Consider the following 25,811-nt stretch of genomic DNA (forward strand, 5'->3'; position numbering starts at 1 on the left):
AGATATAAAGATTAAAGACGCCATTGGCAGAGCCTGGCAATGTACAACCATCCAGTTTGATTTTAATTTGCCAGAACGTTTTGATATGCAATACATTGGAGCAGATAATCAAGCACATCGCCCATATATGATTCACAGAGCAATATTGGGCTCGGTGGAACGCTTCTTTGCCACTCTTTTAGAGTATCACGGTGGTAATCTGCCTTTATGGCTTGCTCCAATCCAAATGATGTTATTACCAATAACAGATGCACAATTGGATTATGCTAAATCTTTACAAGATAGAATGCTAAGCTTGGGATTACGCTGTGAGATAGATAGTCGCAGCGAAAAGATTGGCTACAAAATCCGCGAAGCCGAACTTAAGAAGATTCCTTATATGTGTATTATTGGTAAGAAAGAAGCAGATGCAGGCACCCTTACTCTACGACGTCATACCAAAGGTGATTTGGGTTCGATGAGTATTAATGAGGCAATAAACATAATTAAAGCAGAATTATGAGTGTGTTTGAAAGCATCAAAGAAGAGCTACTTAAAGAAGCTTCCGCTATCACTTCTGTTGCTGAGACATTAGAACCCTTACAAGTAGAGAAAGCTTTCCTTCTGTTGCAAAAATGCAGAGGGAAAGTAGTTCTCACCGGAATTGGAAAAGCCGGCATTATAGCGCGCAAGATCTCTGCAACTTTAGCCAGTACCGGCACCAGTTCAATTTTTCTTCACGCTGGCGAAGGCATTCACGGAGATTTGGGAATGCTTGCCAAAGAAGATTTGGTTATGGCGGTATCAAACAGCGGAAATACTTCCGAAATGTTGGCGATAATCCCCTATATCAAGTTTATCGGTATTCCCCTTATTAGCATTACAGGAAATAGCAGCTCCCAATTGGCTAAGGCTTCTGATGCAGTATTATGCACAAAGGTCGATGCAGATCTAGAACCATTAGGCATGGTTCCTACTTCCAGTACTACCGTTGCTTTAGCTTTAGGCGATGCTTTGGCTATTGCATTACTTAAAGACAAGAACTTCTCTCTTAATGATTTTGCCAGATTCCATCCGGGTGGAGTAATTGGGAAAAAGCTTCTCTTAAAGGTTGCGGATTTGATGCATTCTCGTGAAAATCTCCCTCACGTACACGAAAATACACCCATGCGAGAAGCAATATTGGAGATGACCAGCAAAAAACTTGGTTGTACCATTATAGAAGACGATGCTGGATTGATGAGAGGTATTATTACTGATGGAGATTTACGCCGGCAGCTTCAGATTCGAGGGGATGAGCTTCTAACGCATCGTGCGGCAGAATGTATGACTGCAAATCCGAAACATGCTTTAGCAAACGAACTGGCCGTTAGTGCATTGGCATTGATGGAGAAGCACAGTATTACAGCCCTTCCTGTAATAGATATACAAGGAAAAGCCATTGGAATCCTGCATATGCACGATCTTATCAGAGCAGGAGTTGTATAGTAGCTTCCCTACATTTTCAAACTGTCATATTAGCTTTTGAAAACCAGTTAGATAAGTATTTGTTTATAGCGAGGCATCCCTGTTTGGCATATCCAACAATCTTGAATAGATCGTTGAACAAATAACTCATTGATTTTAGCTGAGTTAAGCACCGATTATCATCACGATGTTTCTTCTTAATTACGCCTTTTTTTGATGTATCTATTTATTGTCCAATTTTATGTGAAACACTATATTTATTATGGCTCTCTTTCAAACTAAGTGGGCATCATAGATCTACAGAATATTCTTCACTTAAGCGCTTGACTGCGAGCACAATTACAGTACGGGCAGGGAACTGTTTCGCCAGCGCGAGGGATGGAATGGCAAGCTCCTGCTTGCCACAGGCGTTACCGAAAATACTGGCATAAAAATATTGTATACACCTACTCGAACCGAAAGAAAGCCTTTTATACTGGCTACCCAATAGGTTTGAAAGAGAACCTTGTTTATTACCTCACTCGCCTTGCCTCAAGCTATACATAGCGTGGGTTTATCCTGAGATTCTCCCTTATCGATATGATGATGGTAGCCTAAACTTGCCTTAACTCTCCGTAAAAGTATCAAGAAGGAGGTTTGTATTACAATAATTGCGACAAATTTCCAGAAAAGCTCATCATGGCTCCATACAAAAGCACCTGTTTTATTGTTTCTGTATGAACAACTCTCATTTGAACGAATATGGCTTTAACGAACTGATATTTAACCATTTATTTTGTGTCAACTATCGATAAATGAAATGTGCTGATGGCGAGGTTTATAATCCCGACGATTGATGAAGCCAATTTAATTAGGATTCAACGTAATGTTTCTAATAGTTGTTTTGCATGCCGTTCCCAACTAAATGCCTCTAATCGCTTATACGCTTTCGCTTTCAACGCATCTGCTAAAGCAGGATTGGAAAGCACACTCTGAATAGCTGAGGCAATTTCAGATGCTTTTTGGGGATTAAAGGTAAGAACAGCTTTTTTGCCAATTTCCGGCAATGAAGAAGTATTTGAGCAGACAACTGGAACTCCAGCAGCAAAGGCCTCCAATAAGGGAATACCAAATCCCTCATAAAGAGAAGGAAACACATATAAAGAGGCGTGTTTATATAAGCCAGCCAAGTCGCTATCCTGAACAAATCCGGTAAAAATTACTCGTTTTCTATCTCGCATTCTATGCCAATACTCTTTTACCACATCTGCCCCATTCCAGTCACTTCCAGTTAATACCAAACAATACTCATCCTTAATGCTTTGTGGTAGTAGATCATACGCCTTAAGCAAATTCAAATGATTCTTTCCGGGATGTTCTATGCGAGCTATATAAAGTAGATATTTTCCCTTAACATGGTATTTGGATTCAAGTTCGGCGCAGCTAATTGGGTTTTCCAGTTTAGCGGGATCGTAACCATTGTAGTTCACAAAGATTCTGCTACCTGGAATGCCAAAGAATCTTCTTAAGTCGTACTTTGTGCTTTCGCTAATAGCATATATTCTGGGCGCTTTATGCAAATAATGAGGAACAATATGCTTGATATAAAACATGCGCAAGATATCGTATTTGCCTGGAATATGAAATTGGGATAGATCGTGAAAAGTAAGAATAGTACGCTTATTATAGCTACAGAACAGCCTGCGATTTGCTGCGGGTAAAAATATGAGATCGAAACGCTTTAAAGATGGATAAAACGGTAATAAATACAAATGCCAAAACATTGATGCAAAGGGGTTTTTAACCCACTGGGGGCTTTCGATAAAGTGCAAATGCTTGTCTCGAAAGGGAAAGTTATCTATATCTGAAGGATGGATAAGCAAATATACTTCATGTGCTTTAATAAGCTCTTTGGTAACGCTGATAATGTAATCCGCAATACCAGATTTCCCTTTGTCGAAAGCCATACAGCTAATCAGGATTTTCCGTTCTACTTTATTGCAAGCTTTATAAAATGCATTCTTCCTTCCATACCAAGCGAAAAACCTTTGTGCAAACCTATATAGCTTTGTTTTTGGTAACCAAGCCAGCTTCTTCTCGTGGATCAAAAATACAAAATCGCGCAAAAGTTCAATACTTGCTGCCAATAACACAGTTTTAAAGAAAGATAATTGGGAAGGATCTTTTTCGTATAAATCACGGTAAATATAAGCTTCGGCAACTCCTTCACCTTTATAGCGTTTTGCTATTTGTTTAAGTGTGTAGTTGTGTGAGTGCTCCACCATGGCATCCTTGGCATATCCAATTTTATAGCCCAATTGCTTCATTCTCCAAGACCATTCAATATCTTCAGAATATTGCAGATCTTCGTTGAAGGGATTGTTTTTGATATATTCAGCTTTTACAGCAGAGCTGGCAAGAGAGAAGAAATGCCTCCACTTAGAAGCAGTTTTCCCATCACCAAACGCCCTAAGATAGTCTTTTTTAACCGGCGGAATAGCATCTGGGCGAGGAATCTGATTTGCATAAACTGCAATTAGCTCGCTATCAGTTTCCAGTGGGCGAATTAGATTTTCTAACCATTCTTCGTTACATGGAATAGCATCTGCATTATTGAAGACTATATACTCTCCAGAGGCGTAGGTTATAGCTTCATTGAGAACTTTCCCGGGAATGTATTGTTGGGCAGGTATGCTATATACTTTAAGCGTCTTGGCTTTTTGTAATAATTCCCAACCTCCATCGGTAGAACCTGAATCTACACAAATTAACTCGAAATCTTGCCTGCTTTGCTTCTGAAACATATCCAAAGTTTTTTCTAGCCAGGGCATCTCGTTTTTTGCACGCAGAATTATGCTAATCATATATCGATTTCCACTTTTGTTTCGTTGAGATAGCCAAATCTTTTGCGCTCGAAGCGATTGCTCATAGACATAATAATCTTTACACCTCGCCCGCTTGAATTCGCCCCATCCAGCTCAAAATCGTAAGGTTCCTCGATGCTGTAAGACAAGTTTTCGGGTACCCATTCGATACCTTTATCCCAAAAACGGATAGAAAGCATATTCGGTATTACTCGGAACTCCAGAACTATTTCTGCATCTTCCCGATAATTGTAACCATAGGTTATAATGTTGTTTAAGAACTCATCAACAATCAGTTCTGCTTTTGCCGCCAAGAATGAATCATTGGTCCATTTTAGCACCAATCGTTCACATTCCTGGGCGGTTTTTCCAACTTCTCGCAAAGCGGAGCGCAATACGAGGTGATGATGTCGGGTAATACCCCCGGGTTTTGGAATATCACTTTTTGAATGCAAAGCTTGGAAGGCAAATAAAGTAAAATCGTCCAGATTGGTGCGAAAGTCATTTTTGATCAAGTAATCGATAATCTTGAAAGGAATCGTAATACATGTATCCCTATCGGATATATTGGAAAGTAACTGCCTAATGCCCTCGATGCCAAATTGCAAACCCTTATGGTTTGTGCACTCATAGATGCCATCGGTAAAAACCAAGAAAATATCAGTACTGTTAAGTGGTAACCGATCCATATCTTCATCATTATAGTTGGTATAGGGCATCCATCCCAAAGGGAGTGAGCCTTTTTCATCTAAAATCTTGATCTGAGAAGTTAGGGAATTTATTTTAATTAAAGGAGGATGTCCTGCGTTTAAAAAGCGTATTTCCTGCTCGTTGATATCTACCACTCCCATTAAAAGCGTAAGGTAATTATTATGCATAAAGAGATCGTTGTAAAGCCTCTCGTTGAGTTTTGTAAAAAGCTCTGCCATAGATTTTGTATCTTGATAGGCTTCTACCATTAGCTTGATGGTAGATTTTATGGCTGTCATTAGTAACGCTGCTTGTACTCCATGCCCCGAAACATCGCCAATATATACAACGTATTTTGTATCCGAAAGTTTGATGCGATCAAAAAGGTCGCCACCAACTGCTTCACAGGGCTCGTAATAAGAAGAGAATAAAATTTCTTTGTCCAGATAAACCCATTTGGGCAATATTGCCTGCTGAATATTGGCAGCCGTGCTAAGATCTTTACGTAAAGCATCGATCAATTGAAGATTCTTGTGTTCGGCACGTGTTAAAGTAATGGTATTGTTCACGCGGGCAAGCAATTCAAGCCGTGAGACTGGCTTTTTGATGTAATCTGCCGAGCCCGCCTCAAAACCCTTGTTTACAGATTCATCGTCTTGGCTTGCAGTAACTAAGATAACTGGAATATCTGGTTTGGATTTATGCATAAGCTTACAAGTTTCATAACCATCCAAGCCACTACCCATATTAACATCCAATAACACCAATTCATAGCTATTATCTGCGATTTTTTTTAAAGCTTCTTCACCACTATGACAATAGTCTGTTTGATAGTTATCTCCCTTAAGGATACTGGAGATAATCTGAATAATGATATCTTCATCATCCACGATTAATACTTTAGCTTCTAAATCCATCATGTCCTCTTCATATATGTAGGTTAGCTAGGTTTTTTTGTATAACGGCAGAAGCTTAGTAGATATCCCGAAGAGCTAGTTTCTTCTCTAAGAACCGATTTTTCCCATTGGCTGAAATCAAAATCGGGAAATCTGGTATTTCCAGGGATATCTGCTCTAATGTGTGTTATGTACATAATGTGAACTAAATTCAGAGCTTGGGCAAATACATTTGCTCCACCAATTATAAAAGCATCGGGAAAGCAAGATAGCGCATCATGAAGAGAGTGTTTTACAACAATTTGAGGTGCGCTGAACTCCCGATTCGTACTCAGAACAACGTTTTTTCTGCCCTCTAATGCAGCCCCTAATGTGAGGAATGTTTTTCTGCCCATAATGATAGTGTTTGCCATTGTTTTCTGTTTGAACCATGCTAAATCTTCTGGAATATGCCAAGGCATTTGGTTATCGTTCCCAATTACCATATTATTTGCCATTGCGACAATTATCTTGGGATTCAAAACCTGCCCACCTCAAAGAAATGGTCTATTGGTTCAATTCCCGCTTGTTTGGCAGCTTGCAGATTACCATAGAAAAGCATCTTTCCATCATCCAAAAAGATAATCTTGTCGGCAATGCGATGAATAGAGGCAAGTTCGTGGGTTACTATCACAATAGTCATTTTAAGTTGATGCTTCAAGTTGAGGATGAGATTATCCAGAGATTCGGAAGTAACGGGATCTAATCCAGCCGACGGCTCATCACAAAAAAGTATTTCAGGATCAAGCGCTAAGGCTCGAGCTAAAGATGCTCGCTTCTTCATGCCTCCAGATAACTCTGAAGGAAATTTATAGATAGCATGACTCAATCCTACTAAATGCAATTTAACTCGAATTATCCTATCGATAACTTTGGTGGAAAGATCCGTATGCATCTCCAAGGGAATAGATACGTTATCGTAAACGGGAATAGAATTTAGTAAAGCGCCATTTTGAAAAAGCATTCCAGTGCGTTTTAACACTGCATAAAACTCATTTTCGCCCATATCAAGGATTTCATCACCCCAAAATTTCACGCTCCCAGCGGCTGGTTCATAAAGCCTTAGCATGTTTTTTAATAATGTGGTTTTCCCACAACCGCTACCCCCCAATATCACTGTAATTTCTCCAGGATATATGTCGACAGAAATGCCATCGAGTATGGTGAGTTCATCATATTTGGCAACGAGACCCTTAACCTCAATAATTGGTTTGCCGCTAAACAGTTCTTCTTTCTTCATAAATATAACAAACTAAAGACAGCATCGAAGAGGATAACGGCAAATATAGAGCTTACCACTGCTGCTGTGGTTGCTCTTCCCACTCCCTCAGCACCGCCTTTTACTTGAAATCCGTAATAAGATCCCACGATCACAATCACCCAAGCAAACCATATACTTTTTCCAAAACTGATAATGATATCTTTGATGCTGATTATTTCTATGGATCGGTCTATAAAAGTTTCCATCGAAGTATCCAATAGAACAAGTGCTATGAGTCCTCCTCCGATCTCAGCTACTAAGATGCTAAACATTACCAAAATGGGCATTACAAACGTGATGGCATGAAACTTGGGAACAACCACAAAACGTATGGGGTGCAGAGACATCATGCGTAAAGCATCCAATTCTTCAGTAACTTGCATGGTAGCTATCTCAGATGCGATTGCACTTCCACTGCGCCCAGCAACAATAATCGATGTAATTAAGGGTCCCATTTCCCTAACCATCGTAATAGCAAGTAGATCAGCCAAAAACACACCTGCGCCAAAGTTCTTGAGCTGTACTCCAGACTGTAGAGACAAAATGAAACCAATAATAAATGAAAGTAACGCCACAATGGGCAGGGCTTGAGATCCAAGCAGTGCTGCTTGCTGGATTGTAGATCCCTTGCGTCGGCTCTTCGCATTAAACAAACCCACGGCACTGTAATAGAATATTTCGGAAGCAAGGGTAAGGGCTTCTATCATAGAATAGTAGAAGGCTATTGCATTGTGACCTAATTGTTCAAAAGTACCCATCTCTCTATTTGGTGCAACAATTGGTAGATTGATGGTAGTAAAAGTATCAATAACCGCCTGAACTTCTGATTTTGCACCCCTAAAAAGCAAAATTCCGCTCTTTTGTCCAAAATGTTGATGCACTTCATCCAGAAACGATACACCGGCACTATCAAGAGATTCGATGCCGCCCAGATCTATCATCGTAACTTGTTCTTGAATACTGGATTTTAACAACTTACTCAATTCTTTTTCGGCAGAAGGCACATTTTCTTTGGTAAAAACACCTTCCAGTACCAGTACGTTGTTGGATAGTTTAAGATACATCAGTAGAACAAACTCATCCTAAGATACGAGGTATAGTTGTAAACCCACCAAGGCTTAATTCTTTCATCATACTCAAGCTTCAGTTTAAACTCAAGCGAAATATTGCGATAAATCCTCAAGTTTATTTGGTTCTCATTCTCGATGCGAGGCATAACCCCTGTTTCTTCAATGGGGAACAAAGCGTCAACACTTGAATTCAAAGAGAAGAAGGAGAGTAGATTTACCAATGAAAAGATTAGTGTTGTTTCGATTCCGCGACTGTAATTATCAGGTGATTCCCGATAAATATCATATCCTGAGTCGGTTTTTTCATAGCTATAAGAATTATTATTCAAATCTTGTTGCCAGCCGTATCCTCCGCGTAAACTCATATAGCTCTTAGGGCTAAAATTAATGCGGTATGTTAACCCTCCCCCTTCTTTTAACCTGAGTGGATACATAGCAATTTTGGAGCGAATTTCGTCTGTGTTTTCAACTCGTTGAACCTCAGTTCCCTCACTGTTTATCTTAATGTAATTCTTTACATCTGAAAATTTGGTATATTCATCCCAAAAATGTGTATTGAGATCTCCTCTAAGATAGAAAGCAAAGTTATTAAGCAATCGCTTTTGCTTTCCCCAAGGATAAATAAGAAAAACATTTTTCAACGAATACGAATCGGGGTTGATGCGAAAATCTACGTCTTTAGAAAAATTCGCACCTATATCGTAAATACTTCGCATATTAATATGAAACGGACGGAAATCGTGATCTATGGTATTATCAAACGTGCCAAACAAACTAAGAGAATACATGGGATCATCTTGATCGATTGAATTATCAGCCGAAAGATTTACGTTGGCGTGGATGATTCCTTTATGAAACTTGATGCTACCAATACCTAAATCATCTGATAACACACCGGCACCAACCAAAATATTTCCACTTGAACTGGTTGGATCTACAACAATAGTTAGAGTATGACTATCGCCTTTAACTAAGTTAACTGTGGTAAAATCCTTTAGATCGCTCCAAGAATAGCCCCCTAACGTAACCATATAAGAACCGGGCGGGAGTATCCAAAGTTCCTCCTCTATTCCATGTTCATCGTCACTTAAACTAAAGCCCGTGCCTACCTTCCTATATCCATAATCATCTTCATTTTGAATCCATATATCATATATTTGGCGTACTTTACTCTGAGATTGATCCAATATTCTAACTTTAAGCTCACACCAATTGCGTTCAACAACTGTGCGCTGACGTGGATATACATTGAGAATCATTTGAATATCTTCATTGTATCCGGTAATAATACGGTATTTACCCGGATCAAGCTGTAATGGCGAATTATAAGTGCCCCATTGTTCTGAGATAGAGGTATTAAGAGAATCTAAGCCCTCAACTCGATATAGTATATCATTGGCAATCGGGGATTTTGTGCTTAGAAACAGCTCACCATATTCAATTTGAGACAGATTTTCATCTAGCTGTTGAAAATAATACTCTTCTGGAGCAGTTAGCGTATCCTGATAATCCCGGCGAGTGCTACGAATGGGACGTCCGGCAAAATGCATAATACATAATGCGGCAAATGTGTTCGTCTCTTCCATTATCATATTGTTAAAAACCTGCACCAAATACACGGTAGAATCATCGCTCAAATCGTGATAACGCTCATTGCGATGGGCAATAATCACCTTCTCTGATGTACTATCGCGCATTACAAATTCCATTCTTAAAAAAGCCCTGGGGTTCTTTCCCTCTATCTTTTCAATGTTCAGAACGTTAGTTTCCAAGTAATAATTCGGATCCGTCTCTCCGGTGTCCCTACTCACATTAGAGAATATATTGTAAGCGCGTAACCTTTGGGTTATCAAATTGGGAATAGCATCGGTTAGACGATTTGCCCAGAGATCGTTATTCATAAACCGAACTCTATAGAAGTTTTCTTTAACCACAATTTGATTTCGACTGTATGTCCTATTTATCTTGCTGTTAAAAACGTGCAAGGTTTTTCCGCTGGAAACATCTAACTTTAGTTCAGTTTTTTCTGTACTGGGCTGATAGTCCAGAACGTAATAATTGGTTTGGATGCGTTCAACTTTACTAAAACACCCTCCCACAAAGATTAAGGCTGACAAAACAATAAGTAAATATATCCGTTTCATTATACACCTTCCTCGCATCTTAATTGCCGCGCAGTAAAATTGCCGGATTATCAGAGATTTGCCTTGAGAAATCATTTAAGTTTTCTGAAGCATACCTCATATTCTCCAGGGTTTCCAGCAAATCATCTTGCGATCTCAATAGCGCACGGTTGAGAGTGTTTACCAAAACTCCGGTTCTTTGAATAGTAGTACCAAGATTTGATACCATTTCTTTTACATTTGCCTCAGCTAATTGAGCTGAGAGTGCATCAATATTTTGCACTATCGATACAAATTCATCCGAAGATAGTAGTTGATTGATTGTATCTAAAGAACGGTTGATATTAGTACTAATACTTACTATCTGCTCCGTTCCCTCCAATACTAGAGTATTTGTATTCTGACCAATGTTATTGAGATGGAATCTAGTATCCTGTAACAAATATTCAGTTTGGTCAGTAATGTCTCCCACGGTTTTATTTAAATTTCTGGTAATGAGTACCAGTTCATCATTCAATGTTTCGGCTATTTGATTTATGGATTCCACAGAGCTATCGGATATATCTTCTATACTGTTGTTCAAGGTTTGAGTTATGGAATCCAGATTTCGGCTAAGATCCTCTGTAAGATTTGCAGTATTGTTGGCAATTCGATTAAAAGAATCTAGGGTACCGCTCAGTTTATTGCGTGTTATTTCCAAAATTGCCCCAGTCTCATCTAATATCTTGGCAATATTCTCCCGATTCTGTTCACTTGTAATTTCGTTTATATTCTGAGCAATCGCATCTATCTTCTCGGCTATGGAAATAGCTCGTTCCGAAATATCGTCGATCATCGTGGATCCAGCTTTTATATTGCTACCAGGGCTTATGGTGCGCGCTTCATTTGTGCCGCCTCGGATCTCCACAGCTTTCAATCCGGTTATTCCCACCAAACTTAGAACTGCCTCAGTGTTTTCTTTTATAGGGGTACCAGGTTCGATATTTATTGTTACCCTCACCTTCAGTACATCATCTGGATCTATTTTGATGTCCTCCACTCTACCAACTTTAATCCCTTGATAGTTTACGGTTCCCCCTACCTGCAAACCGCTTACAGGATAGTCTTCAAAAACTATATAATAAGTATCCCACTTTTGAGTGAGGCGATTGCCTGCAACTGCCGCAGCAAAAACCAATATCAGAATACTGCCAACCGCTAAAAAAACGCCTAAACGAACTTTTGTTGCTTTAGATACCAAATCTATCCCCCTTAATTGTAGGTAAGATCACCCGTAATAAGCATATTACTGATTTTTGTTGGTTTTTCTGCTTTAAGGTGTACTCGTCCGTCACAGATAACATCAGCTCCAAAGCCTACATCGCCTTCAATAATCAGCTCCTTGCAACCTGCTAACGAAGGAACTGTCTCAAAGCGATTAAGCAATTGGTCGATATTGCCATAATACCTGCTATCCAAATCTATATAAGGAATCTTTGATACTCCTCGTTTTAGTTTAATCTGATACTGATCGTTAAGCTCGTAAAGGTCTGACCAGATAGCCAAAAGATCATTCGTTTTTTTTACGGGAGCAAAACGTTCACGAGGAACTACCAAAGCTTTTGCTCCGGAAAAACTGCTTATTGCTGCTCCCATGGCAGTTTCCAGCTGAAAAACCTTTGTGCCTTCCACTTCTTTGGGATTTACAATTAGTGGCAAAATCATGAGACCATCATTGGTGATGAGGTGCCAATCCAAAGCATTGAGATCTATCCACAAGTTATTTGTGTTGAAGTACTTATATTTGTTAATATCTTGGAAATTGTTTAAATCGTCTGCTGGGCACTGGGCTATTTCACGCAATAGTAGATTCCCTTCCGCATCTTGGGCCAAATGACCACCCTTCTTATCCATCTCGGTTCGTTCACATACTTCCATCAAAAAGGGTATATCGTTCTTAGCCATATATGATGCAATACGAGGATCTACTGCTGCTCCCAGATTATCGGAATTTGATACAAACATATATTTATAGCCTTTGGCTATTAGACTATCTAAAATCCCTGTTGTTGATATTGCTGTGTAAATATCCCCATGACCTGGAGGATTCCATCGTTGAGTTTTGTCGGAAGAATTAAAGGGAGCAAGTTCTTCTTGACGTATGCGGGGAAACTTGTTTTGCATAAAAGATATTGGCAAGCTTTGAGTTTGCAAATCTGGGTATCTCATCAGATAATTCAAGGTGTCTTGATGAGTGGCATAACTATTCATAAAAAGAAGTTGTATGTCATAGCCAGAGCTTGAGCGCAAAGCAAGTATGTGTCTGGTAATAATATCCAAAAAATTCATATTGCCCTTAACAGGAAGTAGAGATTTTGCTTTGGAAAGCCCCATACTTGTTCCCAAGCCTCCATTCAGTTTGACTACTGCGATTTGTTTTAAATATTTCTCTGTTCCGGCTGTATCTAGATCTGAGTAATTAGCTAACAAATCTCCTTGTGGAGGAAAAATTGTGCTTTCGGGAATGCTTCCCCTTACTCCACTCTCGAGAGCTTTGTAATAATTGCTAAAGGTTCGGATCAAAATATCTGAAAGGTTTTCAGCTTTCATCGCTTTTACAAACTGAGTGAGCATTATAATTTATCCTTCCCTACTATAGCAGGCTATCAATATAATCTTCATCTATTGGTTCCGGAACTGTTAATTCACCTTCACCGGCATGCTTGATGTTCCAGTTCTGAGCCGTTTCAATGGCACCTGCGTTTCGCGCCCAAGCTCTACGCGCAACTCCTCCCATTACGTCCCAAGAAAGTCCCTTACGGATTACTTCGTCCATGTGCTCGCTACCATCTAATACAATGCCATTGCCTCCATTAACGCTTCTGCCAATGCCTACTCCCCCACCGTTTGAGAGCACCACAAGAGTCATGCCTCTTGCAATATTTCCGGCAAAGCAATGAGTTGCCATATCCGCCATGAGATTAGATCCATCATAAATATTCGCAGTCTCCCTGAAGGGGGAATCAGTTCCGGACACATCATGATGATCTCTACCCAATATTACTGGACCAATCTCTCCGTTACGCACCATCTCGTTAAACTTAAGAGCGATGCGTATGCGCCCTTCTTCATCTGCATAAAGAATGCGAGCTTTTGTGCCAACCACCAGAGCATTTTCATCTGCAGTTTTTATCCAATGATAATTATCTCGATCCATCGAATTACGTTGCGGGTCAATCAAATCACATGCCGCTTTATCTGTTGCTCGTAGGTCTTCATCTTTGCGAGAAAGACATACCCAACGGAAAGGACCGTAACCATAATCGAAACACATTGGTCCCATAATATCTTCTACGTAAGATGGCCAAATAAAGCCATCATTTGTATTGTTTGAATCCTTGGCTATGCTATGCTCTCCTGCATCAAACACACTTGCCATAAAGCTATTGCCATAATCCCAAAAATGAGACCCTTTTGCAGTAAGCGCTTGCAACACTCTAAAGTGTTTTTTTAGAGAAATATCTACTTGCTCCTTAAACTTGGCTGTATCCTTAGCTAAGAGTTTTCTGCCTTCCTCAAAGCTAAGTCCGACTGGCGTATAACCGCCTTCATATACGGCGTGGCATGATGTTTGATCACTGATCAATTCTACTTTGATATCATTATCTTCACAATACCTTAGAAGATCCACAATATTTCCGTGATAGGCAATGGAAACAGCCTTTTTACTTATGCGGGCTTCATCTACCCAAGTAAAGATTTCATCAAGCTTGTTGGATACTTTAGATACCCAGCCTTGTGTATGGCGAGTTTTTATACGTGAATAGTCAACTTCAGCTATAACGCCAATGCCTCCAGCAATCTCTATAGCTTTTGCTTGGGCACCACTCATACCACCTAATCCGGAAGAAATGTATAGTACACCTGCTAAATCGTTAACTTCCGGTATTCCCAAATACTTTCTTCCAGCATTCAACAGAGTAATATATGTACCATGAACAATTCCTTGGGGACCGATATACATCCATCCCCCGGCGGTCATCTGTCCATAATTTGCCACTCCTAAAGCAGATAAACGCTTGAATTCTTCAGGATTATCCCATTTCCCAATAACCAAACCATTGGTAGATATAACTCTCGGTGCCTCAGGGTTTGAGGGAAATAATCCCACTGGATGTCCGCTGGCTACTACTAAAGTTTGTTTTGCTGTCATTACTTGAAGATATTTCATTATCAAGCGATACTGCATCCAGTTCTGGCAAACTTGCCCAGTCTCGCCATAGGTAACCAATTCATAAGGATATAGGGCAATATCAAAATCTAAGTTATTATCTATCATCACCTGCAATGCTCTTGCTTGGGTAATACCTTTATATTCATCAATCGGCTTCCCCCTTAAACTACCTTGAGGACGCCAACGGTAGCCATAGATTCTTCCCATAGTTTTTAGTTCGTTTAAAAATTCAGGTGCTACTTGCTTGTGCAATTCGCTAGGAATATAGCGCAGAGCATTTTTCAATGCTTGTTTTATCTCTTTGTGAGAAAGGTTCAGGCCTCTATCCGGAGCTCGACGGATGCCAGGCTCAAAAACCGGATCCGGAGGTAAAACATTCTCCAATTTTGCTACTTGTACTGGGTCAAACATCTAAGCCTCTCTATGGTTCTTTTTATTTATCATTATGTTTAAGATTGTGGTATCGGCATCATGCATACCCGAATTAACAAATTCGGCAAGGTTGTCTATTGTCTCATCAATATCTTTAGTGATGATACCATCATTTGCAGAGATACATTTTCCCATATTTGCCAAAAGGGCTGCCTGAACGGCTGCGGAGGTATTAGTTGCCACTTTTAGAGAGCAACCCTCTTTTGCCCCATCGCAAACCATTCCCGCTGTATTACCAATCATATTCTTGATGGCATACTCCACTTTCGAATAGTCACCATCCAATAGCAATACAATGCCGCATGCTGCTCCTGCTGAAGCAGAAAGACATCCACAAATTGACGAAAGCAAACCAATTTTGTTTTTAATGTGAACGCTTACGAGATGGCCCATGGCTAATGCCCTAACTAATTTTTCGTGACTACATTTCAGCTTTTTTGCCGCAGCGATAATGGGCAAAGTGATTGATAAACCCTGATTCCCGCTACCAGTGTTGCTTATAACTGGAAGATTGCATCCGCTCATTCGAGCATCAGTAGCAGCGGCCGTAAGAGCCATTGCATAGTGATGAATATCATCACCTAAAAGCCCTTGTTGTATTTGTTCCAGAATCATCTTTCCTACAGACATGCCCAAATCTTGTGTAAGGCCATACTCGGCAATTTTAAAATTGATCTTCTCTCCCATATCCAATTCTAAAAGCGTATCATAATCTATATTGCAGCAAAAGTTGTAATAATTCTTAAGTTTGAATTTTTCTGCAGAGATCATTTGGGGAGAGCTCGCAGCTCCCATATCTTGATATTTTAACATTTCATTATTCAATTCTAACTTATATAGCCAATTGTGACGCCAGCGAATAATGGCTCTTGCGCTGTGCTCGGTATTCTTCACTAATACTTCAATATATACTTTTTCTTCACTAGGATAGAGAAGGATATCTACCATCTTGGCAAGTTCTTGGGCCTTGGCTAATTGATGAGGCTGGATATCTGACAAAACTTGCAGATCTTTTTCTGGCTTTGCCACAACCACTCCAAGCGCTACTGCAATCTCCAATCCAACTAAGCCGGTATTGGGAATCCCAACGCCCATTCCGTTTTTTAGTATGGAGGGACTCAGTTTTAACTCAATCTGATCAATATTTCCAGGAAACACACTTGCTGCATATGCTGCAGCTAAAGCTACCGCTGCCGGTTCTGTGCATCCAAGCGCCGGAGCTACTTCCTGCCTTAACAAAGCTAATATTTCTGAAAACTTCTGCATATTTATCCAATTGATAATTTCTTATGGTAAGGCTTTGCAACAGCGTCAATCCTGTCAAGGTAATTTTGCCGACAGCTTCGTTAAATTGGGGCTTGAAAGTTTTAATAGATAGAATCCAGTTGTATTTGGCTCAATATACCCCAATATAGCAGATATAAATGCCTGCAAAGCTTCGAATTAGTTGAAGAAATATTCACTCCGCACACTCTGTGCACAAAACGCTGCCTAATGCTTTAATAAATGAACTGATTTGTTGCTTTATCTACCCTTGTTCGCGGCGAATTTTTGCACCAATACCATTCAGTTTTTCTTCAATACGATCGTATCCTCTATCAATATGATATATGCGAGATACAGTTGTGGTTCCTTCTGCAACCATGCCCGCCAAAACTAAGGCTGCGCTTGCACGCAGATCAGTAGCCATTACTTCGGCTCCACTTAGGTTTTCTACTCCTTTTATGCGTGCTATGTTATGCTGCATCTGAATATCTGCCTGTAAACGATTTAATTCCGCAATATGCATAAAACGATCTGGAAAAACTGTGTCTTCAACAAAACTAATACCATCGGCAAGACACATAAGAACTGTGAATTGTGCTTGTAAATCGGTGGGAAAGCCTGGATGTGGAAGGGTAAGTATATTAGTAGGAGTAATATGTTTTGGTGGATTTACGGTTATCTCCGCTCCATAAATTTCCAGCTTACATCCAGCCTCTCTCAATTTATCCAGCAATATACTCAGATGCTCGGGATTACACCCACAAACGGTCACCGGTTTGGTAGAGAGTGCAGCCGCAATAAGAAAAGTTCCGGCCTCAATTCGATCTGGAATCATCTCCATTTGTACAGGAAACAATTCATCAACACCCTCAATTGACAGTGTGGTGCTTCCCTTACCCTCGATTTTTGCACCCATTTTATTGAGGAAGTCTATAGTGCTATCTACCTCAGGTTCCATAGCTGCATTGAACATACGAGTTTTCCCTTTTGCCAATACTGCAGCCATCAAGGCGTTTATCGTGGCTCCGACAGATGATTTTTCAAAATGTATGTCGGCTCCAGTGAGCTGATCGGCTTTTGCACTAATATAGCCATGTTCAATCTCGATATTGGCTCCTAAAGCTTCCATTGCTTTTAGATGTAAATCTACTGGGCGGGTACCAATTGCGCAGCCGCCTGGAAAAGAAACTTTAGCCTCACCTAATCGGGCTAAGAGTGGGCCCAATACATATATAGAAGCACGCATTTTACTAACCAATTCGTATGGAGCTTCGGGATAACACACATCTTTGCTATCTATGCTCATTGCTCCATTTTCATAATCAACTCTTGCGCCAATTACACGAAGAAGATGAGCCATTGTTTTGAGATCAATAAGATTGGGCACATTTTTTAAAACGGATTTTCCAGGCGCCAAGAGGCATGCAGCCATAACAGGAAGAATTGCGTTTTTTGCGCCACTTACTTGGATTCTACCACTCAGCTCGCGATTACATTCAATGATAAACTTATCCATTTATTCCTCTTGGTATCATTATTTATATTGAACTATCAGGAATCGATCCAATCCAGCTAAATCTTTTCCTTTTTGCAGTGTTTTAAAGCCAGCAGATTCTGTCAAGCTCAGTAATGCTGATTGCTGGTTGTACCCATGTTCAAACGCCAGAATGCCTTCATTACATAAATATTGTGGAGCTTTTGCCAAGATCCGCATATAGTATTCTAAGCCATTTGCTCCAGCTTTTAGTGCTTTTATCGGTTCATTTTGTTTAACCCTATCATCAAGTGCATCATATTCAATTTCACTAATATAGGGAGGATTCGATAATATTGCGCGAAACTTTGTCTGTTGCAGGGGATATAGATCGGTTCTTTCAAGATGGATGTCAAAATTTTGCTTATTGATATTGTATCTAGCAACCTCTAGGGCATCCGGATCTATATCTGTGGCTACAATATCTAAGCTTGGCATATTGTGCTTTAGAGCAATGGAAATTGCTCCGGAGCCAACCCCAATTTCTAGTACTGTATCACTTGGATTAAGATACGTCAATAATGCTTGCACCAATACTTCGGTATCGAACCTGGGAATAAGTACACGCTCATCAACATAAAGTTCAAGCCCATAAAACCAAGCTTTATGAACAATATATTGAGGTGGTTCACCAGTTTGAAGACGTATAAGCCACTTTCTCAGAATCGCCAAATCATCATCAGAAAGTGTTTCTTGAAACGGCAATTCTGCTACTGAGCATTGCAAAAGAGAGCATAACAGAAAAGAGAAATCCGCTTCCGATACTTCCGGAAACTCTTTTCTAAGCCCATCAAGCATTAGACGATTCTGAAGATACAAGGCTTTTTACAATTCTTACAGATTTCCCTTGTTTGCCAAAGCTCAACTTATCACTAAGGTGATAAAGCATGGCTATCCCTCTACCGTGTCCATCAATTTCCAGAAACTGCCCTTTTTTAACCGATTTCAGCCAATTTTGATACTCAAATCCATCCCCTTCATCTTCCACAGAGATCTCAATGTTTTGCTGCAAATTGTCAACCACAAAAGCGAATTTAACTTTTCTTTGATTAATGTTTGGGTCTTGCAATCTGAGTTCAATCAGTTCTTGCAAAGCTTCATGTGAAAGAGCGCGTTCATCTAGGCTGAGATTTAGTGTCCCGTGGATAAAGGCATTATATACCATTTCATCCACACAGATAAGCAATTCGTTTAAAACCTTAGATCCTACTTTGAAATATTGTCGCATATATGAACTAAAAATCTTGGATAAAGCAACCTTAGAGAAGTTTTTTGCTGGCATTTCGAAACAAAAGTTTGCTTTATTTAGGTGCCCAAAAAATTCTGTTTTATCATCCCTGTTACGTTTGCGAAATATTAACTCACGGATGGAGCTTACTATCTGTTTGGTGTCTATGGGTTTGCGAATAAAATCGCTAGCCCCTAAACGAATAGCCTCAATAAAATAATCGTGCTCCAGATATCCCGTCATAAGAATCACGTCCAAATCCCGTTCAAAATCTTCGCGCACTTTACCCAGAAACTCTAATCCAGATAAACCAGGCATTTCGATATCACAGATTACCAAGTCGTATTCCTTCATGTGAATCTTGCGTAAGGCATCACTACCACTATAGGCAGTATCTACATCATATCCGCTTATTCCGAGTATTGACCGCAGTGAATTGACAATAGCAATACTATCGTCCACTACAAGAATTTTTGCCTTATTGGACATATTTAGCCAAGATTGACTGTAAAGAGTTGGTTCAGCTTCAGCATGCTGAATAGTTCGTACACACTGTTCGAACTGCGAACCACTTCTATCTCTCCGCCTTTTGAAATAAAATCCTTATAAAATAACAGTATCTTTCCGATTCCAGTAGAAGATATATTCCGGCAATCCAAAAGGTCAAGCTCCAATAAAGTAGCATTGCTTTGCATTACTTCGCCAAGCTTCTCTTGCAAAATATGTGCATTTTCGCTATTTAGGATACCATCAATCTTCATTGAGGCAATGTTGTCGTTAAAGGTAAGATCAATAGTCATAGTATTCTCCTTTGGATTTATTCTATAATGTGCATTCTTATAATTTTTATTTAGCTTGTCAAGTTTATTCTGCATAACCTCGTATCCTACGTATCACTTCCGTTTGTACTTGGGCAGGAGCAATCTCAAATTTTTTGAACTCAAGCGTATAAATGGCACGTCCCTGAGAAAGGCTACGAATCCTGGTTGAATAGCCAAATATCTCAGATAAGGGAACTTCGGCTATTACTTCCTGTTGATATTCGTTGTGTTTGCGCATAACTTCGATCTTCCCGCGTTTGGCATTGATGTCAGATATAATATCGCCCACAAAGTCTTCTGGAGATATTACCGAGAGAAGCATGATCGGTTCCATGATTACCGGTTTTGCTTGGCGTAATCCCTTGCTAATAGCCATCGATGTGGCAATTCTAAATGCCAATTCATTTGAATCTACCGGATTATAATCACCATCCACCAGTTCAATTGCAACTCGTTCTACATTTCCGCTTATGAGTGGGCCATCCGATAGTGCCGCATAGGCCGCTTCTTCTATTGGTTTCCAATATTCTTGGGGAATTTTATCTGGTGATACCGACACCTTAAACGAGTTTTTATTGTCATCGGTGATATTCTTGAGGAGTATTGGACTCATACGGAAAGTAACTGAAGCATAATTTCCTTTTCCATTCATTTCACGCTGGAAAACTTCGTTGATCTGAACCATCAGCGTAATGCTTTCTTTATATGATACTTGAGGATTACCCACGTTTGCGCTAACCCCAAACTCACGTTTTATGCGATTTACAATAATATCTAGATGCAATTCCCCCATCCCCGAAATGAGCGTTTGCCCTGTATCTTTATCGATATGAACCTTAAAGGTTGGATCTTCTTCCTCCAAACGAGAAAGAGCATTGCTAAGGTTTTCTTGATCTGTCTTTGTTTTGGGCTCAATGGCTATGGAAATCACTGAATCGGGGAAATGCATTTTGGATAACGCAACTTCCATGCTGCCATCGGTAATTGTATCGCCAGTCACTAAGAATTTGGGACCAACAATAGCACCAATATCGCCAGCATGGAGGTTATCTTTATCATTCTTCTTATTGCTCATCATTTGCAAAATTCTGGCTACACGCTCCTTTTTCCCGTTAGTTACATTTACAAATGAAGCTCCCTTTTTTATGGTGCCGCTATAAACACGCACATAAATCAGACGACCCACATATTTGTCTATTTGCACCTTAAATGCCATTCCTACAAAGGGTGCATCCGGGTCTGCAGATAAATATATAGGCTCATTTGTTATAGGATTTATTGCGTGAGTATCTCCAATATCCAATGGAGAGGGCAGAAAATCGATTATTGCGTCTAAAAGTAATTGCAAACCTTTATTTTTTAATGATGAACCACAAAGCACCGGGATAAATCCGTGATCAATTGTCCCTCTGCGGATGGCACGGATAATAATCTCTGCCGGTATCTCTTCTCCCTCCAAAAATAGCATCATGAGTTCGTCGTCGTATTCGGCAATAGATTCTAGTAGGTGCTCTCGCAAGATGCTAGCTTCATCCATAACGCTTTCGGGTATGCATTTATGGCTTATTTGTGAACCTTGAGTCAGAGGATCAAAATACCATGCTTCCATCGTAATAATATCTACTACTCCCTCAAAACCATCTTCTCTTCCAATTGGAATATTTATAGCACAGGCTTTTGTGCTTAAACGTTCGTGTATCATCTGGATAACGCGCTCATAATCTGCACCGGTACGATCCATTTTATTGATATAAGCAATGCGGGGAACTTTATATCGATCTGCTTGATGCCAAACTGTTTCCGATTGAGGTTCCACTCCTCCAACAGCACAGAATACACCAACCGCTCCATCCAAAACCCGCAGTGATCGCTCAACTTCGGCAGTAAAATCCACATGGCCGGGAGTATCAATAATATTGATTTGATGATCTCTCCAAGGGCAGTTGACCGTAGCTGATGTTATTGTTATTCCACGTTCTCGCTCCTGATCCATCCAATCTGTAAATGCATTTCCGTCGTGTACTTCTCCCATTTTGTGTAGAAAACCCGTGTAGAATAGAATGCGTTCGGTTGTGGTAGTCTTTCCGGCATCGATATGAGCCATTATACCGATATTTCGTATTTTTGAAAGCGGATTATCCGCATCGCTTTTCATAATAGTTCCTTTTTTTGCTTTAGATTATATGGCAAAAGCCTCTATATGTCAGTTTTCTGGGTTTAGCATTATTGTCCATAAAAATCTATTTCAAGGATGTTTTGGGGCTTGTTTGAGTCTTTTTAAAAGCTAGAAATCAAGTTATTCTCCAGTTTATTGATGGACATTTATCTCACAATCATTTTCGAATAGAGTACAAACATGATACATATTGCTTCTGCGTAGCCTTAAGCTCTGATTAGGGTTGTTTACTCTCGAGATAGTCCTTAACAATCAGGTGTATAACTATGCAAACTATAGGTAACTATACGTTCATGCGCAAGGAAGCGGAGCAGATTGCTCGCTCTACTAACTATAAATCGTACTACCCCTTTACAAACTTTCTGTTAATCATGCACTACACGATAGGCAAAAAGAAAATATAACTAGCCTCTAGCCAGTCAATAATAACGTACTGGACTAATGAAGTATTGTTTAAGTAATATCTATATCAAAAAGCCTCTTCTAAGCCAGCTAAATCCACTTGTTCAGCTAGTGTTTTCAGTATATTTACATCTTCTAAATATTCCCCTTCCACAATAACCGTTATTTTTCCGCCAACTTTGATAGTAAGCGTTCCGCTTTGGTTATCCGAATCATATTCTGATGTAGCATTATACCCGTTTATGCGTACTTTCTTGGTGTTGGTTGATGCCATTCCACCAAAAAGATTAGCTAAACCTGCTAGGCCTCCAGATTGTCCAATTAGGCCACCAACAACAATGCTCAATTCCAATTCTACATCTTCCTTACTATAGGTTCCGCTTGCGGCAACTGAATTAGCACTGCCGATAATAGCTCCGGCCTGTCCCAAAGACTGCGCACTACGATCATTCAATGTAAAACCATCAGGAGCATCTGGGATAAATTTTACCAACTCCTCCGAAAGCAACTCAGAAATCTTACTCTGTGCATAGTTAAGCTCTTCCTGTGCTTGCAATAGCTGATTGTTGCTTAGCATAACTTTAGCCTCATCAATGCTCATAATGGCCTCTTGCTTTGCCTCTTGAGCATAGCCAGTAACGATAATAGCCAGCATAGCTATAACTAATGCTATCTGCTTCATAGTGTTCTCCTTTTTTGAGTTATTCTTTTGTAATGGAAGCATCTATATGTTCATCTTTATCGGTATTTTTACTGCTTTCACTAGAGTCTATAGGATCTCCGTTGACGTTATCTTCGACTCCTTCAATTAGATCAGCTTCTTCAGCTTCAGAATCAATAAGTATTTTTTGACCTGCTCGGACAAATAGCATATCCTGCGCACATGGAAAGCTCATTAAGTATTCTCCGCCATCCTTGCGCATCTTTTTGAGCGAAAGCCCCAAAATAATAAGGTCTGCATCACAAGATACACCTTGCATCAAATCAGAAAGTTTCTCCTCCGGACTCTTTTCGATATGCTGGATATTACCTCGGGAGATTGGCAATCTTCCACTGCTAATTTGTTCTTCTAACCGACTTGCAGTAACACTACCTCTTGCCACCACATCAAATACACGAATTTGGCAATCTCGCCACTCTGGATGCCCAATTAGAATATAGGCTAAAAGAATCATCAGATTTGCATTACGGTAGTCTCCGGATGTTAACCAAATATCGATTCGGCTGCGAAAACCAAAATGTCGCGTTCCGCTTCGCAAAATCAAAGAATTCAAACCAGTAACTGCAGTAAAATAACATCCGTCAATAATGGGTGGAATTTCCTCTTTGTTATCTTTGTAATAATTGAAGAGAATACTGTTGTTTTCCATTCCCGTTATTCCGGGTATCTGTACAATCTGGGCTACCGCTGTCTTGAATGTAGGCGCTACAATAGTATCTACATAGAACCCTGCCGAACTAATTTGCGATTGATTGATAAGGTTCTGTAAAATCTTTTTGGATTCGTTATTAGTGGCCAAATTCAATGGTCCTTTAATAAAATGAATATAAGAACCAAAACCGTAGTGATGGCTGAGCCAGCGCAAGAGATTGAAAACTGCTACCCTGTCTTCGGAATATTGGGTCAATGCAACAATTGAGGGACGCCAATTTGACATATCTGGAGCGGCATTACGTTTTTGAATGGCAATTTGTAACTTTCTGGTGCTTTGAAACAAAACTCCCCGAAATACCATCGCCAAGTTTCGTTCGCCTTTCTTTGTTTTATTAAGCCACATATAGATGCCAGACATCACCAATATTGACGCCAAAGCATAGCCAGGTTGCATCATAAACATCATCAGAAAACATGCCAGTGCTCCAACTAATGAAAAATACCATTTGGTTTTGAAGGTAGGACGGTATGATGGGTTTCCAGCGAAATGCTCAAGGAAACTGATTAGGCATAAGGTGCCGTAGGTTATCATGAAGAACATACTGATGATCTGCGCAACAAAGTCTACATCACCCATTGCCAAAAACACAAACACTATAGCAGCCGTAATCCATGTGGCATTTACGGGTTCATTCGAATCTCCCACTCCTCTACTGAGAAATTTATTCCAACCTATAGAAGGAAAAAACTTATCTGAACTGAGTGCTTGTAAGGTTCTGGGAGCAACAAGAAAAGAGCCTAAAGAAGAGGATAAAGTTGCTGCCCCTAAGCCAATAAATACGGAAGGACCCCATGCCGAAATTCTGCTAAGGATAAATTGATCTGAGGCCAGATCAGCAGGTGTTGCGCTTTTACTTAGTTTAAATACTAAAAGTATATAGACTGCCAGACCGGTTAATGTGGCAGCTAAAGTTCCCAAAGGTATGGATTTTCGCGGATCCCTCAGATCACCCGAAAGCCCTACTCCCGCCGTCATACCTGTAAAAGCCGGAAACACTATGGCAAATACCTTGAAGAAATTATGGGGGTTTTCTACTGTGTCAAACAATCCAATGCTATGCCCTTCCGATAAAAGACCTTTCCCAGTGAATATCAATACTAAAGAAATTCCTAATGTTACTACAATCCCCATCAATGCTCCCACGCCAATTGACGCACCCTTGCGGGAAAGAATTAGCGTTAGAATTACCGCAACAGGAATTGAAATCATACGCGCATCGGGAATATATCCGGTAAGATTTGCAATATATGGAAATAGAGGTCTAAACGCTTCAGCAAAAGCTATTAGATAAAAAGCGACCGATATTGCCTGTGATAAGTACAGGGATATCCCAATTGTTCCACCTAAAGTTGAACCAAATGATCGGCTTATAATGTAGTATTCACCACCTCCACGAACCTTTAGATTTGTGGCAATCTCAGCAATCGCTAAACCGGTGGGGATTGTAATAATGTGACCAATCAATACTATCAATAAGCTTCCGGCAAGACCTACATTGCCAACAGCATATCCGAAGCGCAAAAACATTACGGCACCAAGAATGGTGCTTATTGCAGCTAAAAAAACTGGAGCAGTACCAAAACCGTGACCGCTCTTTTTCTGATCGGGCATATCAAACTCCCCAATAACAAATTCTACTACTTCTGTGCTTTTGAAACAGAATTATCCAATGTGTCAAGATATTTCTCTGCCTCAAACCCTATTCTAAATACGTATGAAAGAATTGTGCTAATGGGATAGTTTGATAGAATAGATAGAGAATTCAGGGTATGCAGTGTTCCATTGATTCATGTGGATGCGTAGGTATAAGAAATACTATGTCAAGCTATCAAACCGGCATATAGTCCTCATTTGCGTATTATGAGAAACCTACAACGATCTTTCTATAAATATAGCCAATGGAAATGCTTTCTATTCTTGACCAATATATTGTGA

At 39.9% G+C, this 25,811-nt stretch carries 20 protein-coding genes; 3 read left to right on the forward strand and 17 right to left on the reverse strand.

Going from position 1 to position 25,811, the window contains the following annotated elements; translation table 11 throughout:
- Together LHW48_09345 and LHW48_09350 are read left to right on the forward strand one after the other, a co-directional pair.
- The coding region (locus tag LHW48_09345; protein MCB5260655.1) for a threonine--tRNA ligase at positions 1–502 on the forward strand (502 nt) is incomplete at its 5' end.
- Positions 499–1,467, forward strand: a complete 969-nt coding sequence (locus LHW48_09350) for a KpsF/GutQ family sugar-phosphate isomerase (protein MCB5260656.1) — start codon at positions 499–501, stop codon at positions 1,465–1,467. The genes LHW48_09345 and LHW48_09350, both read left to right, overlap by 4 nt.
- Positions 1,468–2,303: 836 nt before the next feature.
- Here the strand turns inward: LHW48_09350 and LHW48_09355 are convergent.
- From LHW48_09355 to fusA, 15 genes are all read right to left on the reverse strand, one after another.
- Complete coding sequence (locus LHW48_09355; GenBank protein ID MCB5260657.1) at positions 2,304–4,289, reverse strand: glycosyltransferase; 1,986 nt, start codon at positions 4,287–4,289, stop codon at positions 2,304–2,306.
- Complete coding sequence (locus LHW48_09360) at positions 4,286–5,899, reverse strand: SpoIIE family protein phosphatase (protein ID MCB5260658.1); 1,614 nt, start codon at positions 5,897–5,899, stop codon at positions 4,286–4,288. Before LHW48_09360 ends, LHW48_09355 begins: the two co-directional genes overlap by 4 nt.
- A 20-nt stretch (positions 5,900–5,919) precedes the next feature.
- Positions 5,920–6,396, reverse strand: a complete 477-nt coding sequence (locus tag LHW48_09365) for a dihydrofolate reductase (GenBank protein MCB5260659.1) — start codon at positions 6,394–6,396, stop codon at positions 5,920–5,922.
- A complete protein-coding gene (locus tag LHW48_09370) occupies positions 6,393–7,154 on the reverse strand; it encodes an ATP-binding cassette domain-containing protein (GenBank protein MCB5260660.1) in 762 nt (253 codons plus the stop codon). The genes LHW48_09365 and LHW48_09370 overlap by 4 nt, the downstream gene beginning before the upstream one ends.
- Positions 7,151–8,239, reverse strand: coding sequence for an MlaE family lipid ABC transporter permease subunit (locus LHW48_09375; protein ID MCB5260661.1), 1,089 nt, complete (start codon positions 8,237–8,239; stop codon positions 7,151–7,153). The genes LHW48_09370 and LHW48_09375 overlap by 4 nt, the downstream gene beginning before the upstream one ends.
- Positions 8,239–10,389 (reverse strand): PqiC family protein, encoded by a 2,151-nt coding sequence (locus LHW48_09380; GenBank protein ID MCB5260662.1) that lies wholly within the window; start codon positions 10,387–10,389, stop codon positions 8,239–8,241. The genes LHW48_09375 and LHW48_09380 overlap by 1 nt, the downstream gene beginning before the upstream one ends.
- A gap of 19 nt (positions 10,390–10,408) precedes the next feature.
- The gene (locus tag LHW48_09385) at positions 10,409–11,608 is read right to left on the reverse strand and encodes an MlaD family protein (GenBank protein MCB5260663.1); all 1,200 of its coding nucleotides are present in this window, start codon (positions 11,606–11,608) and stop codon (positions 10,409–10,411) included.
- An 11-nt stretch (positions 11,609–11,619) separates the two neighbouring features.
- Complete coding sequence (locus LHW48_09390) at positions 11,620–12,981, reverse strand: UTP--glucose-1-phosphate uridylyltransferase (GenBank protein ID MCB5260664.1); 1,362 nt, start codon at positions 12,979–12,981, stop codon at positions 11,620–11,622.
- 19 nt (positions 12,982–13,000) lie between these two features.
- Positions 13,001–14,992 (reverse strand): urocanate hydratase, encoded by a 1,992-nt coding sequence (locus LHW48_09395; protein ID MCB5260665.1) that lies wholly within the window; start codon positions 14,990–14,992, stop codon positions 13,001–13,003.
- Complete coding sequence (locus tag LHW48_09400; GenBank protein MCB5260666.1) at positions 14,993–16,279, reverse strand: L-serine ammonia-lyase, iron-sulfur-dependent, subunit alpha; 1,287 nt, start codon at positions 16,277–16,279, stop codon at positions 14,993–14,995.
- Between the two features lie 262 nt (positions 16,280–16,541).
- Complete coding sequence (murA, locus tag LHW48_09405; protein ID MCB5260667.1) at positions 16,542–17,795, reverse strand: UDP-N-acetylglucosamine 1-carboxyvinyltransferase; 1,254 nt, start codon at positions 17,793–17,795, stop codon at positions 16,542–16,544.
- Between the two features lie 18 nt (positions 17,796–17,813).
- Positions 17,814–18,611 carry a peptide chain release factor N(5)-glutamine methyltransferase gene (gene prmC / locus LHW48_09410; GenBank protein ID MCB5260668.1) on the reverse strand — a complete coding sequence of 266 codons (798 nt, stop codon included), beginning with the start codon at positions 18,609–18,611 and terminating at the stop codon, positions 17,814–17,816.
- Positions 18,604–19,530, reverse strand: coding sequence for a response regulator (locus LHW48_09415; GenBank protein MCB5260669.1), 927 nt, complete (start codon positions 19,528–19,530; stop codon positions 18,604–18,606). The genes prmC and LHW48_09415 overlap by 8 nt, the downstream gene beginning before the upstream one ends.
- A 2-nt stretch (positions 19,531–19,532) precedes the next feature.
- On the reverse strand, positions 19,533–19,841 hold the full coding sequence (locus tag LHW48_09420; GenBank protein MCB5260670.1) for an STAS domain-containing protein: 309 nt from the start codon (positions 19,839–19,841) through the stop codon (positions 19,533–19,535).
- 64 nt (positions 19,842–19,905) lie between these two features.
- Positions 19,906–22,017 carry an elongation factor G gene (fusA, locus tag LHW48_09425; protein MCB5260671.1) on the reverse strand — a complete coding sequence of 704 codons (2,112 nt, stop codon included), beginning with the start codon at positions 22,015–22,017 and terminating at the stop codon, positions 19,906–19,908.
- Positions 22,018–22,304: 287 nt separating this feature from the next.
- Between fusA and LHW48_09430 the strand changes: the two genes are divergently transcribed.
- Positions 22,305–22,442, forward strand: a complete 138-nt coding sequence (locus LHW48_09430; GenBank protein ID MCB5260672.1) for a hypothetical protein — start codon at positions 22,305–22,307, stop codon at positions 22,440–22,442.
- 65 nt (positions 22,443–22,507) lie between these two features.
- Here LHW48_09430 and LHW48_09435 read toward each other — a convergent pair whose 3' ends face one another.
- Positions 22,508–23,122 carry a hypothetical protein gene (locus LHW48_09435; GenBank protein MCB5260673.1) on the reverse strand — a complete coding sequence of 205 codons (615 nt, stop codon included), beginning with the start codon at positions 23,120–23,122 and terminating at the stop codon, positions 22,508–22,510.
- A gap of 19 nt (positions 23,123–23,141) precedes the next feature.
- Complete coding sequence (locus LHW48_09440) at positions 23,142–25,487, reverse strand: amino acid permease (GenBank protein ID MCB5260674.1); 2,346 nt, start codon at positions 25,485–25,487, stop codon at positions 23,142–23,144.
- Positions 25,488–25,811: the final 324 nt, after the last annotated feature.

The organism is Candidatus Cloacimonadota bacterium (assembly GCA_020532355.1).
In the GTDB taxonomy this organism is placed as follows: domain Bacteria; phylum Cloacimonadota; class Cloacimonadia; order Cloacimonadales; family Cloacimonadaceae; genus UBA5456.

Excerpts from the sequence above, each read along its gene's own strand:
- LHW48_09350 (MCB5260656.1), top strand. The coding sequence starts at position 499 with ATGAGTGTGTTTGAAAGCATCAAAGAAGAGCTACTTAAAGAAGCTTCC.
- LHW48_09355 (MCB5260657.1), bottom strand. The coding sequence starts at position 4,289 with ATGATTAGCATAATTCTGCGTGCAAAAAACGAGATGCCCTGGCTAGAA.
- LHW48_09360 (MCB5260658.1), bottom strand. The coding sequence starts at position 5,899 with ATGATGGATTTAGAAGCTAAAGTATTAATCGTGGATGATGAAGATATC.
- LHW48_09370 (MCB5260660.1), bottom strand. The coding sequence starts at position 7,154 with ATGAAGAAAGAAGAACTGTTTAGCGGCAAACCAATTATTGAGGTTAAG.
- LHW48_09375 (MCB5260661.1), bottom strand. The coding sequence starts at position 8,239 with ATGTATCTTAAACTATCCAACAACGTACTGGTACTGGAAGGTGTTTTT.
- LHW48_09380 (MCB5260662.1), bottom strand. The coding sequence starts at position 10,389 with ATGAAACGGATATATTTACTTATTGTTTTGTCAGCCTTAATCTTTGTG.
- LHW48_09390 (MCB5260664.1), bottom strand. The coding sequence starts at position 12,981 with ATGCTCACTCAGTTTGTAAAAGCGATGAAAGCTGAAAACCTTTCAGAT.
- LHW48_09395 (MCB5260665.1), bottom strand. The coding sequence starts at position 14,992 with ATGTTTGACCCAGTACAAGTAGCAAAATTGGAGAATGTTTTACCTCCG.
- LHW48_09400 (MCB5260666.1), bottom strand. The coding sequence starts at position 16,279 with ATGCAGAAGTTTTCAGAAATATTAGCTTTGTTAAGGCAGGAAGTAGCT.
- murA (MCB5260667.1), bottom strand. The coding sequence starts at position 17,795 with ATGGATAAGTTTATCATTGAATGTAATCGCGAGCTGAGTGGTAGAATC.
- prmC (MCB5260668.1), bottom strand. The coding sequence starts at position 18,611 with ATGCTTGATGGGCTTAGAAAAGAGTTTCCGGAAGTATCGGAAGCGGAT.
- LHW48_09415 (MCB5260669.1), bottom strand. The coding sequence starts at position 19,530 with ATGTCCAATAAGGCAAAAATTCTTGTAGTGGACGATAGTATTGCTATT.
- LHW48_09420 (MCB5260670.1), bottom strand. The coding sequence starts at position 19,841 with ATGACTATTGATCTTACCTTTAACGACAACATTGCCTCAATGAAGATT.
- fusA (MCB5260671.1), bottom strand. The coding sequence starts at position 22,017 with ATGAAAAGCGATGCGGATAATCCGCTTTCAAAAATACGAAATATCGGT.
- LHW48_09430 (MCB5260672.1), top strand. The coding sequence starts at position 22,305 with ATGCAAACTATAGGTAACTATACGTTCATGCGCAAGGAAGCGGAGCAG.
- LHW48_09435 (MCB5260673.1), bottom strand. The coding sequence starts at position 23,122 with ATGAAGCAGATAGCATTAGTTATAGCTATGCTGGCTATTATCGTTACT.
- LHW48_09440 (MCB5260674.1), bottom strand. The coding sequence starts at position 25,487 with ATGCCCGATCAGAAAAAGAGCGGTCACGGTTTTGGTACTGCTCCAGTT.